The organism is Nonomuraea sp. NPDC049141 (assembly GCF_040648415.1).
GTDB lineage: Bacteria > Actinomycetota > Actinomycetes > Streptosporangiales > Streptosporangiaceae > Nonomuraea.
In genome coordinates, this window is sequence record NZ_JBEZDR010000006.1 from 293613 (window position 1) to 305712 (window position 12100).

A 12100-nucleotide genomic window follows, 5' to 3' on the forward strand; every position below is an offset into this window, starting at 1 on the left:
TTGTTAGTTTGCGCATATATCCAACGCTATGTCTACAAGGAGTGGCCTGACAGCGTGTCAGCGATGGCGAGGCAGCCCGCGATGCTCCCCCGCGCCAGGTCGTCGATCCACGGCTCGGGCCAGGAGGAGAACTTGGCGATGACCACCCCGGCCGCCTCATGGACGAACAGCATCTGGCCGTGGATACCCAAGGCCATGTAGACCCCGCCCCCGTCCGGGGTGCGGGGCGCGGCGACCCACCACTGGTTGCGGTAGTAGGCGCCGGGCACGGTCAGGTACGGCGAGCCGTGCCGGGGAAAGGCCGCGGCCTGGTCGCCGTCGGGGGTCAGGGTGTCGGCGACCCAGCCTTCCGGCACCACCCGCGTCCCATCGGAGCGCAGCCCGTCCCGCCGCAGGGCCTCGCCGAGGCGGGCCAGATCGCGGGCCGTACAGCAGACCCCGATGTCCGCCAGGGCGTGGCCGTTGCGGTCGACCGTGATCTCGGCGTCGTGTTCGGCGCCCAGCCGCCGCCACAGCTGCCGGGAGATCAGCTCCGGCACCCGCAGGCCCGTCGCGCGCTCGGCCAGCAGCGCCAGCACGCAGGTCAGGGTCGAGCGGTACTCGAAGTCACCGCCGTGCGGGCGCACCTGGGTCAAGCGCCAGAAATGGCTGCGCGAGTCCTCGTCCGGCGAGCCCGCCGGGGGCGCCCACTGGCAGATGGAGAAGTAGGCACGCTGGAGTTCGAGCGTGGTGATGTCCTCGCGCGTCCCCGTGCGCATGTCCAGCAGATGCCGGACACTGGCCCCCGCCAGCCCGGTGCCGCGGAACTCGGGCACGATCGCGCAGACCTCGTCCTCCGGCGACAGCGCCCCGGACTCGATCACCGAACCGACGGCCGTGGCGGTGATGGACTTGGACACCGACATGCACAGATGCCGGGTGCCCGGCCGCATGCCGTGCTCGTACTGCTCGTGGACGACCCGGCCCCGGTGCAGCACGACCAGGGCGTCGGTGTGCGACCAATCGACGAGCTCCGCCACGGTCAGGCGACGTCTCGGGCCGTCCTGGAGGCGCAGTTCCAGAGAGCCCAGGCTCGTCCCCTCGGCGATCAGGTCGTGGACGGGCCCATCACCGCGGGAGATCGGCGCGGTGGGGATCAACTCTCCGATGCGCTGGTACGCGCTGACGTTGTAGGGCGGCCGCATCCAGTTCTCCAGCGTCACCGGTCCCGCGGCGTCGAACTGGTCATAGCTTGATATAGGTGATTCCGCAGGCGACATAGGCCTGATTCTCCTTTGACGAAACCTTTCGGCAAGGCTAGAAATGGCCTGATCCGCAGTCAAGCGGCCGCAGAACCTCGCCGCTCCGCGGCCCCAGGCACAGACGGAGTCCCTTCATGAGCACGAAACCAGCGCGCCCCACGATTCGTGATGTGGCGATCCGGGCGGGTGTGTCCATGACGACGGTCTCCGATGTGGTCAACAGCAAGGGGCGGGTGGATCCCGCGACGCGCGAACGGGTGCTCACGGCCGTCTCCGAGGTCGGGTGGCGCCCGCGCCGGTCCGCCCGCGCGCTGCGCTCCGGCCGGACCGGGGTCTTCGCCATGTGCCTGCCGCTGGGCCACGTCGGCGTGGGCGACTGGCTGGCGAACGCCGAGTACGACATGGCCCTGGTGGCCGCCTGCGCCGCGGCCACCGTCGACTCCGACCGCCAGCTCCTGGTGGCCCCGCGCCCCACCGACGTCCGGGACCTGGCGCGGCTCGACGTCGACGGCGTGATCATCGCCGATCCGCGCGAGGGCGACCAGGCGCTGACGGTGCTCAACAACGCGGGCGTGCCCGCGGTGACCATCGACCGCGACATCCAGCGTACGGACGGCTGGTGGGTGGAGACCGACAACACGGGCAGCACCGTGCAGGTCCTCGACCACCTCACCGCCCAGGGCGCGAAGCGGATCGCGCTGGTGACGGCGGACGCCCCCTGGGCCTGGTTCGAGGACACCTCCGCGGCGTACGCGCGCTGGTGCGCCGAGCACGGCGTCAAGCCGCAGGTGCGCCTGATCGACGTGGAGCGGCCCAGGGCGACCGCGGCGGCGGGCGTGCGCAGCCTGCTGCGGCTCAAGAACCCGCCGGACGCCATCTTCGCGATCCCGTTCGGCACCCCGCTCGGCGCCCTTGACGCGATCACCGAGTCGGGACGTTCGGTGCCCGGCGACCTCCTGCTGGCCGGCGGCATGGACGGGCAGATGCTCCAGGTCTCCTCGCCGCCCATCACCGCCGTCGACCTGCGGCCGATCGAGATGGCCCGGGCCGCGGTCGACCTGCTGGCCAGGCGGGTGAGCGGCGAGAAGGCGGCGGGCCCGGTCGTCATCCAGACCGAGCTCCGGGTGCGCGAGTCGACCTCGCGGCACTGAACCGGCCGTCAGGCGGGCGGGCTCCGTTGTCACGCGCACCTCACACCGTGCCGAATCGTTTCGGCACACCTTAGGCACGCGCCCGCGAAGGACGCAACAGCCCGGCACCTGCCTCAGTAATCCCCCGCTAACGCATCGTTGACACCATCTTTCGCCGGTGATTGTATGTGCCGAAACGTTCAGGCAAGAACGCATCGGCTGCCTCAACCGACCAGCGCCCCGTGCTGCGCTGCCCTTCGCGGGCCGACAGAAATGTCCCCCGGGCGAACAGGCGCCGAGAGAGGAACAACATGAGCGCGCCCCCCAAATCTCCGGACACTCTCAGCATCCGCCCGCGTCTGATCGGTCTCGTCACTGCCGCGCTTCTTGTCGTGACCGGATGCGCCGGTCAGCCCGGATCCGGCGCCACCGGCACCGCCGCCGGGACGGCCACGAACGCGGCGGCGGCGTCCGCCGCCTTCTCCTTCACCGACGACCGGGCGGAGACCGTCAAGCTCGACAAGAAGGAGATCCGGGTCGTCGCCCAGGAGGACGCCGCCAACGCCCTGATGCACCTCGGCATCAGACCGGTGGGCATCTTCGGCGGCGCGCCCCTCAACGGCAACCCCATGCTCAAAGGGCTCGACCTGACCGGCATCGAGTCGGTCGGCGAGGTCTTCGGCGAGGTCAAGATGGAGAAGCTGGCCTCCCTGAGGCCGGACGTCATCGTCTCGACCTTCTACACCGGGGACGGCGTCCTGTTCCCCGGCGGCGTCTACGGCTTCCAGACCGCGAAGATGCAGAACGACGCCAAGACCATCGCGCCGATCCTGGCCATCGACTCGACCAAACCGTCCTCCCACGTCATCGAGCGCTTCTCCGCGCTGGCCAAGGCCCTCGGCGCCGACGTCGACGGAGGGGCGGTCGCGCAGGCCCGGACGAAGTGGGCCGGCGCGGTCGAGGCGCTGAAGAGCACGGCCAAGCAGCACCCGGATCTGAAGGTCCTGGCCGTGACCCCGGCCCAGGAACAGGTCTACTTCGCCGTTCCCGACCTGTTCCCGGACCTGCTCGACCTCAGGGACTGGGGCATCGACCTGATGACCCCGGACGGCAAGCTCGTCAGCTCCTACTACGAGGCCGTGAGCTGGGAGAACGCCGCGAAGTACCAGCCGAGCGTCGTCCTGGTCGACGCCCGCGGCTACACGCTGGGCATCGATGCGCTCAAGAAGTACCCGACGTGGAACGCCCTGAAGGCGGTGAAGGCCGGTCAGGTCGGCAGCTGGGTGCGGGTCTCGCTGAACTACAACGACTACACCCGGCAGGTCCAGGACCTGACCGCCGTGCTCGAGCGGGCCAAGAATGTGTAGCGCCGCATGAGCGCGACCACCGTGCGACGCTCCGTCCGCCGTGACCAGGCCCCGCCTCGCCGGGGACTGGTCGGCGGGCTGGGGCGCCCCCTCTGCCTGGCGATCGCGATCGCCGTGCTGGCCGCAATCGCCCTGGCCAGCCTGGTGCTGGGCTCCCGGCACCTGCCGATGGGCACCGCCTACGACGCGCTCCTGCGTTACGACCCCACGGACGAGGCCCAGGCCGTCATCCACTCCCTGCGCGTCCCGCGGACGATCATCGGGCTGCTCGCCGGGCTGGCGCTCGGGCTCGCGGGGGCCGTGATGCAGGGGGTGTCCCGCAACCCGCTGGCCGACCCGGGCATCCTCGGCGTCAACGCCGGTGCCGCGCTCGCGGTGCTGACGGCGGTGCACTTCCTCGGTGTCACGACCCTGCTCGGCTACGTGTGGTTCGCCTTCGCCTTCGCCGGCGCCGGGGTCGCGGTGGTGATCGTGTACCTCATCTCCAGTCTCGGCAGGGACGGCGCGACCCCGGTGAAGCTGGCGCTGGCGGGCACGGCGGTGACGGCTCTGCTGGCCTCCTTCACCACCCTCGTCCAGCTGCTCGACGTCAGGACCATGGACGCCTACCGTGCCTGGTCCGTCGGGTCGCTCGCGGGACGCGGGGCCGACGTCGCCGCCGAGGTGTGGCCCTTCGTCGCCGTGGGCGCCGTGCTGGCGCTGGCCGGTGGCCGCGTGCTCAACACGCTCGCTCTGGGTGACGACGTGGCCCGTTCGCTGGGCCAGAGCGTGACGCGGGCCCGGATCGTCTGCGGCGTGGCGATCATGATTCTGGCGGGCGCCGCCACGGCCGCGGCGGGACCCATCGTCTTCGTCGGCCTGACCGTGCCGCATATCGCCCGGGCGATCGTCGGCCCGGACTACCGCTGGGTCCTGCCGTACAGCGCGGTGCTGGCCCCCATCCTGCTCCTGGTCGCCGACATCGTGGGCCGGCTGGCCGTGGCGCCGGCCGAGCTGCAGGTCGGCATCGTGACGGCCCTGCTCGGCGCCCCGATGTTCATCGCCCTGGTCCGTCGCAAGAACCTGGCCTCGCTATGACAGCTCCGGCACTGTCCGAGGCCGTCGCCTCGGTGTCGCGTACCCGGGGCCGCGTCGCCGGCAGGAGGCGCGCGGTCACCGTCGCCCTCGCGCTGGCGGCCGTGCTGGCGTTCTGCTTGAGCCTATCCATCGGCGACTTCACCATCTCGGTCCTGCGCGTCCTGCCCGCGGTGTTCGGCGCGGGCGACGGCGGCGAGGTGTTCGTCGTCCAGTCGCTACGCCTGCCGAGGGCGTTGCTCGCCGTACTCGTCGGCGCCGCGTTCGGCATGTCGGGCGCGGTCTTCCAGTCGCTGGCGCGCAACCCGCTGGCCAGCCCGGACATCCTCGGGATCACCGCGGGCGGCAGCCTGGCCGCGGTGATCGGGCTGACCCTGCTGGGGCTGAGCGGCCTGCCGCTCTCCCTGGCCGCGACGGCCGGCGCGCTGCTGACCGCGGCCCTCATCTACGCCTTCGCCTACCGGCGTGGGCTGTCGAGCTACCGCCTGGTCCTGGTTGGCATCGGCGTCGGGGCGGTCGCGCTGGCGCTGACGCAGTTCTTCTGGACCCGCGCGCACACCCACGACGCGGCCTCCGCCGCGCTGTGGCTGAGCGGCAGCCTCAACGGGCGCGGCTGGGAGAACATCGAGCCCATCGCGCTGATGCTCCTGGTGCTGGTCCCGGGCGCGCTCGCCCTCGGCAAGCAGCTCAACGTGCTCGAACTCGGCGACGACTCCGCGACGGCCGTCGGCGTGTCCGTCCAGCGGTCCCGGCTGCTGCTGCTCGTGGTGGGGGTGGCGCTGGCCGGAGCCGGGATCGGCGCGGCCGGTCCGGTGGCCTTCGTGGCGTTCGTCTCCGCGCCCATCGCCCGGCGACTGTCGCGCTCACCGGGCCCCGCGCTCCTGCCGGCCGCCCTGATTGGTTCCGTCCTCGTCGCGGTGGCCGACCTGATCGGGCGCATGGCCCTGTCCAGCACCGAGGTCTCCGTCGGCATCATCACCGGCATCATCGGCGCCCCCTACCTGCTGTGGCTGCTGGCCACGACGAACAGCTCAGGACAAGGAGATTGACGGCGATGCCCTCCTCCCGACCGCCTTCCTCCCAAGTGGATCCCATGACGCCCGCGCAGCCGTCCGACGCGCAACAGTTGCGCGGCCACCACCTCAGGCTCGGCTACGACGGCGCCGACATCGTCGGCGACCTGTGCATCGACATCCCGCCCGGGAAGATCACCGTGCTCGTCGGCGCCAACGCGTGCGGCAAGTCGACGACGCTGCGGGCGCTGGCGCGGCTGCTCAAACCCCGCGGCGGCGCCGTCACGCTGGACGGCAAGGCGATCCACGAGATGCCGTCCAAACAGCTCGCCACCAGGATCGGCATCCTCCCGCAGACGCCCACCGCGCCCGAGGGCATCACGGTGACCGACCTGGTGTGCCGTGGCAGGTATCCGCACCAGAAGTGGTTCCGGCAGTGGACCGACGAGGACGAGCGGGTGGTCGCCTGGGCGCTGGCGGCCACCGGCACCGCGGAGATCGCGGGGCGGGCGGTCGACGAACTGTCGGGCGGGCAGCGGCAGCGCGTGTGGATCGCGATGGCGCTGGCCCAGGAGACGGGCATCCTCATGCTCGACGAACCCACCACCTACCTCGACGTACACCACCAAATAGACGTGCTGGACCTGCTGGTACAGCTCAACCGCGAGGAGGGACGGACCATCGCCGTCGTCCTGCACGACCTGAACCTGGCGTGCCGATACGCCCACCATCTCATCGCCATGCGCAAGGGGGAGATCATCGCCCAGGGCGAGCCGAGCGAGATCGTCAACGAGGAGCTGGTGGAGGCGGTGTTCGGCCTGAAGTCGAAGGTGATCCCCGACCCGGTCTCGCAGACCCCCATGGTGGTGCCCATCGGCCGCCACCTGCGCTTCTGAGCCGCCGATGTCCATCAACTTCCACCATTCGGACGAACGCGACCCGCTGGCCCGCGGTCTCGGCATCGGGAAGGTCTGCCACTGGGCGGACGGCGCGCCGATCTGCGCCCACCCGCGTCCGGGAGCGCCGGTGACCGACCGATGGGAGACCAAGATGATGATCAGCTTCGACCTCGATCGGCGCTGCCTGGTGCTGCAGGAGGGCGGCCCCTGCGGCGCCACCGAGGACGGCTGGACGGAGGTCGCCGTATGAGCTGGGACGTCACCGCGACGGGACAGCCCACCCGCGAGGTCTCCTTCACCACCACCGAGGGCACCTGGATGAGCGTCTCGGTCAGCCCCGACGGCGAGACCATCGTGTTCGACCTGCTCGGCGACCTCTACTCCATCCCCTCGGCGGGCGGCACGGCGACGCTGCTCCAGGGTGGCCCCGCGATGCACCGCATGCCGTCCGTCAGCCCCGACGGCACGGAGATCCTCTACCTGAGTGACGCCGACGGGTTCGACAACGTGTGGTCCTGCGCCCTCGACGGATCGAACCCGCGGCAACTCACCTGGGAGACCGACGCGATCCTGACCGACCCCATCTGGGGTCCCGGTGGGCGCGGCGTGATCGCGCCGACGATCTTCCGGGCGCACCGCAAGCTCTTCTCCTCGCAGATCCGCCTGTTCGAGGCCCCGGGCCAGGGCGGCGCACGCAGCGGGCGGCTGCTGGTGGACGTGCCATCGAGCGGGCGGGACGTCCTGGAGCCCGCGCTGTCCCCGGACGGCGCCTGGCTGTACTACAGCGAGCGGCTCGTCAATCCCAAGATCTACGTGGACGCCAACCACGCCAACTTCGCCATCCGGCGGCGCAGGCTGGAGGACGGGCACACCGATACCGTCGTGGGCGGGTTCGGCGGGGCCATCCGCGCCGCGCTCTCGCCCGACGGCAGACGGCTCGCCTTCATCCGGCGCGTCATGGACAAGACGGTGCTGTTCTGCCTGGACCTCACCGACGGCCGGCAGCGTCCGGTCTTCGATGGCCTCGACCGCGACAACCAGGCGGTCTGGGAGATCCAGGGCAACTACTACCCGAGGTTCTCCTGGTTTCCCGACAGCCGTCACGTCGCCATCTGGGCGGGCGGCGGACTGCGGCGGATCGACGTCGGCAGCGGCGAGAGCACCGCGATCCCGTTCACCGCGGAGTGCCACCACACGCTCGTCGAGCCGGTCCGCGTCCGCCACGATCTGGCGCCGGACAAGGTGGTGGCCCGCGCGGTGCGGCACCTGGCCGTCGCGCCCGGCGGGCAGGAGGTGGCGTTCACCGCGCTGGGCCGCCTCTGGCACACCACGCGCGGCAAGGACACCGTGACGCCCGTCGGCGACCACGCCCCGCACGCGACGGAACCGGCCTTCAGCCGCGACGGCCGCCTGCTCGCCTACGTGGAATGGGACGACGAACGGGGCAGCACGCTGCGCCGCTGCCCACGAGACCGCTGGGACGAGACCACCGAGGTCACCGCCTGCTCCGGCGTCATGCGGCAGCCCACGTTCAGCCCCGACGGGAGGCTGATCGCCTACCGGCTGCAGGAGCACGACGTCCAGCTCGGCGGTTCACGCTCGCGCCCCGGCCTGTACGTGGTGGACAGCGGCGGCGGCGAACCCCGCTACCTGGCCCCCGCGGACGACGCGCCCGTCTTCAGCCCGGACGGCTCCAGGATTTACGCCACGATCACCGACAGCTCGGGCACCGAGCCCGTCGAGGTGCTCGTCAGCGTCGACCTGCTCGGCGGCAACCGCAGAGTGCACGCCCGTACGGCGGACGCCGACACCTACGAGCTGCGCCTGAGCCCGGACCGCGCCTGGCTGGCCTTCAGGCACGCCAGCGAGTACTACGTCATCCCCTACCGCGAGACCGGCCACGAGCTCCTCATCACACCGGCCACCGCCGAGGTGCCCTGCCACCGGCTCACCGAACACGGCGGGTACGCGCTGGCCTGGGCGGCGGACAGCGCCAGCCTGCACTGGGCGGTCGGCCCCGACCTGCACGTACGGGAGACCGGCGCGTGGAAATCGCCCCGGGCCTCCTCCCCCGTGGACCTCACGGTGGACGCCGACGTGCCCGGCGGGTGCGTGGCGCTGACCGGCGGCACCGTGATCACGATGCGCGGCGATGTGGTGCACCGCCCGGGAACGGTCGTCGTCCGCGGCAACCGCATCGTCGCGGTCGGCGGCGAGGTGCCCGTGCCGGAGGACGCCACGGTGATCGACTGCACGGGGATGACCCTGATGCCCGGCCTCATCGACGGCCACGGGCACATCGACGGCAGCACGGACAACGGCGTGACACCGCAGAAGCAGGCGGCCAGGTTCGCCGCCCTGGCCTTTGGCGTCACCACGAACTTCGACCCCTTCTCCTCCGAACTGCCGAACTTCGAGAGCACCGAGACCACCCAGGCCGGCCTGACGGTCGGACCCCGCTGGATCGGCACCGGCTCGGCCATCCACGGCCGCCCGCACAACGTCTTCCACCTCTACAGCCCGATCGACACGTACGAGGACGCGGAAGGCGTGATCAAGCGGAAGAAGGCGCTCGGCGCGCTGAGCGTCAAGAGCTACAAGTGGCCCGCGCGGCGCCACCGGCAGATGCTGGTCAAGGCCGCCCGTGAGCACGGCGTCAACATCGTGGTCGAGGGCGAGACGCACTTCTACCACAACATCAGCATGATCCTGGACGGCCACACCAACCTGGAGCACAACCTGCCCGTGGCCACCTGCTACGACGACGTGGTCCAGCTCATGGCCCTGGCCGGGGTTTCCAACACGCCCACGCTCATCGTGGCCTTCGGGGAGTTGTTCGGCGAGAACTACATGTACCAGCGGACCGAGGTGTGGAAGGACCCCCGGATCCGCACCTATGTCCAGGCGTGCCTGAGCGGGTACAGCCCGCTGAACACGCCGTACGAGGCCCCTCCCTACGCCCGGGCCATGACCACGATCCACGTGGCCGACGAGCTGTACGACATCGGGGTCCTGGCGGTGTCCCGCTCGGTCAACCGGCTGGACCAGGCGGGGGTGCGGATCAACGCCGGCTCCCACGGCGAGGTCCCCGGCATGGCCATGCACTGGGAGATGGCGCTGCTCGCCGAGGGCGGCATGCCACCGCACCGGGTGCTGCGGGCGGCCACGATCAACGTGGCCGAGAGCCTCGGCGTGGACCACCAGCTCGGCTCACTGGAGCCGGGCAAGCTCGCCGACCTGATCGTCATGCGCGAGAACCCGCTGGAGGACATCGGCAACTCGACGACCGTGACGATGACGATGGTCAACGGGCGCCTGTATGACGCCTACTCGCTCGACGAGCTGGCGCCGCGCCGCAGGCTCAGAACCAGGTTCTACTGGGAGACCCAGGACACCCACGGCATCGACTGGTGCGAGGCCTGGGGCGGCGGCTGCTGCCCCTGACCCGGCAGGGCGTACCCCTTGGCAAACTCATCACTTAGAGCAATCATGTACTTGCTTTACGTGACGATGAAGGAGTGTGACGTCCTGGAGAAGATGTCGAAACCGCTGGGTTCGGCCATGCCCGCGGAGCTGGCGGACGCGGGAGTGCCGAGACCGAGTCACGACCTCAGAGTGCCGGCCGACCTGGTCGCGACCGCCGAGCACGGACTGGCCGCCGGCGGCCGGCCCCGCAAACGCGTACTCATCATCGGGGGCGGGATGGCCGGTCTGGTCGCCGCCTACGAGCTGATGCGGCAGGGCCACGAGCCCGTCGTTCTGGAGGCCCAGCAGCGGGTCGGCGGGCGCGTGCTCACCCTGCGGGGATTCGCGCCCGGCCTGTACGCCGAGGCGGGCGCGATGCGGATCCCGCGCGTGCACGACCTCACGCTCGCCTACTGCGCGAAGTTCGGGCTGGCCCTGCGCCCGTTCGTCATGGGCAACCCCCGCACCCTGGCCTACATCCAGGGCGTCAGGACCACGATCCAGGAGCTCAACGACAACCCCGAGATCGTCGACTTCGGCCTGGCCGAGCACGAGCGCGGTCGCACCTACGAGGACCTGTGGCGCACCGCCACTCAGGAGATTCACGACCTGTACGCCCAGGAGGGCGAGAACGCGCTCGACCGCATCTGCGCCGAGTACGACCGCTACTCCATCCGCAGCTTCCTGCGCGAGCGCGGATTCTCCGAGGGGGCCATCGAGCTCTACGGCGTCATGAGCTTCCGGGAGGCCAACCTCAACGCGGCGGTCATCGAGCAGTTCCGCGAGATCATCGGGCGGGCGTTCGAGGACATGCAGGAGATCGAGGGCGGCGCCGACCGGCTGCCGGACGCCTTCTACCGGGAGCTGCGCAACCACATCCGGTTCGGCCACGAGGTCACCGCCATCGAGCAGGACGACCACTCGGTCACCTTGCACCTCAGGACGGGCTCGGGCAAGACCACACTCACCGGCGACTACGCCATCTGCACGATTCCGTTCTCGGTGCTGCGTGACGTCGAGGCCAGGCCCGCCTTCTCCCGCCGCAAGCAGCGCGCCATCCGCGAGCTGAACTACAACGCCTCCACCAAGATCCTCTTTCAGGTACGGCGGCCGTTCTGGGAGCAGAGCGATGGCATCGTCGGCGGCACCACGGTCACCGACCTGCCGATCCGGCGCATCTGCTACCCCTCGCACCCCGGCCCCGGCGACGAGCGTACGGTCCTGCTGGCCAGCTACACCTGGGGGCAGGACGCGCTGCGGTGGGGCGCGATGTCGTCGCAGAAGCGGGTCGACCAGGCGCTCGAGGACGTCGCCAAGATCCACCCCCAGATCCATGACCACTTCGAGTTCGGCGTCACGCACGCCTGGTACAACGATCCCTACGCGGCCGGCGCCTTCGCCCTGTTCGAGCCGCATCAGCAGAGCAACCTGCATGACGCGATCATCGCGCCGGAGGGCCGCGTGCACTTCGCGGGCGAGCACTGCTCACTGTGGCACGCCTGGATCGAGGGCGCGCTGGAGTCGGGGCTGAGCGCGGCACGGGCCATCCACGAGGCCGACTGAGCGCGGCGCGGGCCCGTACGAGAAGACGGTCCGAACCCGGCACAGGCCGGACAACGCGGCGGGTGGGCGCGCGTCAGGGGCGCGCCCGCTCGGCGTACTGGCGCAGGTAGGCCGCCGCCGTGGTCAGATCGGCGGCGGCCGTCACACACGCGGCGTGGTGGGCGGTCAGCGCGTCGCGCAGCCAGGGCGGCGCGCCACCGGCGGCCGTCAGCCTGGCCTCGATCTCGCGCAGGCGTACGGCGCAGTCGGCGAGCGCGCGGATATCGGCCTGCAGCATCACGGCGTGGGCGGCGATCGCCGCGGGTTCGGCTGACATCGGTCCTCCGGTCAGGGTCAGCACCAGGACGG

10 protein-coding genes are annotated in these 12100 nt (G+C 70.8%); 8 read left to right on the forward strand and 2 right to left on the reverse strand.

The window, feature by feature from the left end:
- Positions 1-32: 32 nt before the first annotated feature.
- Positions 33-1259 carry a serine hydrolase gene (locus AB0B91_RS20360; RefSeq protein ID WP_358321510.1) on the reverse strand — a complete coding sequence of 409 codons (1227 nt, stop codon included), beginning with the start codon at positions 1257-1259 and terminating at the stop codon, positions 33-35.
- A 116-nt stretch (positions 1260-1375) separates the two neighbouring features.
- Here AB0B91_RS20360 and AB0B91_RS20365 point away from each other — a divergent pair, with 116 nt between their 5' ends.
- From AB0B91_RS20365 to AB0B91_RS20400, 8 genes are all read left to right on the forward strand, one after another.
- The gene (locus tag AB0B91_RS20365; protein ID WP_358321513.1) at positions 1376-2392 is read left to right on the forward strand and encodes a LacI family DNA-binding transcriptional regulator; all 1017 of its coding nucleotides are present in this window, start codon (positions 1376-1378) and stop codon (positions 2390-2392) included.
- Positions 2393-2682: 290 nt separating this feature from the next.
- Positions 2683-3738 (forward strand): ABC transporter substrate-binding protein, encoded by a 1056-nt coding sequence (locus tag AB0B91_RS20370; protein WP_358321516.1) that lies wholly within the window; start codon positions 2683-2685, stop codon positions 3736-3738.
- 6 nt (positions 3739-3744) lie between these two features.
- Complete coding sequence (locus AB0B91_RS20375; RefSeq protein WP_358321519.1) at positions 3745-4815, forward strand: iron ABC transporter permease; 1071 nt, start codon at positions 3745-3747, stop codon at positions 4813-4815.
- The gene (locus AB0B91_RS20380) at positions 4812-5861 is read left to right on the forward strand and encodes an iron chelate uptake ABC transporter family permease subunit (protein WP_358321522.1); all 1050 of its coding nucleotides are present in this window, start codon (positions 4812-4814) and stop codon (positions 5859-5861) included. Before AB0B91_RS20375 ends, AB0B91_RS20380 begins: the two co-directional genes overlap by 4 nt.
- A 44-nt stretch (positions 5862-5905) precedes the next feature.
- Positions 5906-6721: an ABC transporter ATP-binding protein gene (locus tag AB0B91_RS20385; protein WP_358321525.1), complete on the forward strand. Its 816-nt coding sequence runs from the start codon at positions 5906-5908 to the stop codon at positions 6719-6721.
- A gap of 7 nt (positions 6722-6728) precedes the next feature.
- Positions 6729-6974: a hypothetical protein gene (locus AB0B91_RS20390; protein ID WP_358321528.1), complete on the forward strand. Its 246-nt coding sequence runs from the start codon at positions 6729-6731 to the stop codon at positions 6972-6974.
- Complete coding sequence (locus tag AB0B91_RS20395) at positions 6971-10168, forward strand: amidohydrolase family protein (protein ID WP_358321531.1); 3198 nt, start codon at positions 6971-6973, stop codon at positions 10166-10168. Before AB0B91_RS20390 ends, AB0B91_RS20395 begins: the two co-directional genes overlap by 4 nt.
- A 45-nt stretch (positions 10169-10213) precedes the next feature.
- Entirely contained in the window at positions 10214-11752 is a 1539-nt protein-coding gene (locus tag AB0B91_RS20400) for an FAD-dependent oxidoreductase (protein ID WP_358321534.1), read from the forward strand.
- Positions 11753-11825: 73 nt separating this feature from the next.
- Here the strand turns inward: AB0B91_RS20400 and AB0B91_RS20405 are convergent, their stop codons facing one another.
- Positions 11826-12068, reverse strand: a complete 243-nt coding sequence (locus tag AB0B91_RS20405; RefSeq protein WP_358321537.1) for a hypothetical protein — start codon at positions 12066-12068, stop codon at positions 11826-11828.
- Positions 12069-12100: the final 32 nt, after the last annotated feature.

Coding starts and splice junctions, on each gene's coding strand:
- AB0B91_RS20360 (WP_358321510.1), bottom strand. CDS start 1,259: ATGTCGCCTGCGGAATCACCTATATCAAGCTATGACCAGTTCGACGCC.
- AB0B91_RS20365 (WP_358321513.1), top strand. CDS start 1,376: ATGAGCACGAAACCAGCGCGCCCCACGATTCGTGATGTGGCGATCCGG.
- AB0B91_RS20370 (WP_358321516.1), top strand. CDS start 2,683: ATGAGCGCGCCCCCCAAATCTCCGGACACTCTCAGCATCCGCCCGCGT.
- AB0B91_RS20375 (WP_358321519.1), top strand. CDS start 3,745: ATGAGCGCGACCACCGTGCGACGCTCCGTCCGCCGTGACCAGGCCCCG.
- AB0B91_RS20380 (WP_358321522.1), top strand. CDS start 4,812: ATGACAGCTCCGGCACTGTCCGAGGCCGTCGCCTCGGTGTCGCGTACC.
- AB0B91_RS20385 (WP_358321525.1), top strand. CDS start 5,906: ATGACGCCCGCGCAGCCGTCCGACGCGCAACAGTTGCGCGGCCACCAC.
- AB0B91_RS20390 (WP_358321528.1), top strand. CDS start 6,729: ATGTCCATCAACTTCCACCATTCGGACGAACGCGACCCGCTGGCCCGC.
- AB0B91_RS20395 (WP_358321531.1), top strand. CDS start 6,971: ATGAGCTGGGACGTCACCGCGACGGGACAGCCCACCCGCGAGGTCTCC.
- AB0B91_RS20400 (WP_358321534.1), top strand. CDS start 10,214: ATGTACTTGCTTTACGTGACGATGAAGGAGTGTGACGTCCTGGAGAAG.
- AB0B91_RS20405 (WP_358321537.1), bottom strand. CDS start 12,068: ATGTCAGCCGAACCCGCGGCGATCGCCGCCCACGCCGTGATGCTGCAG.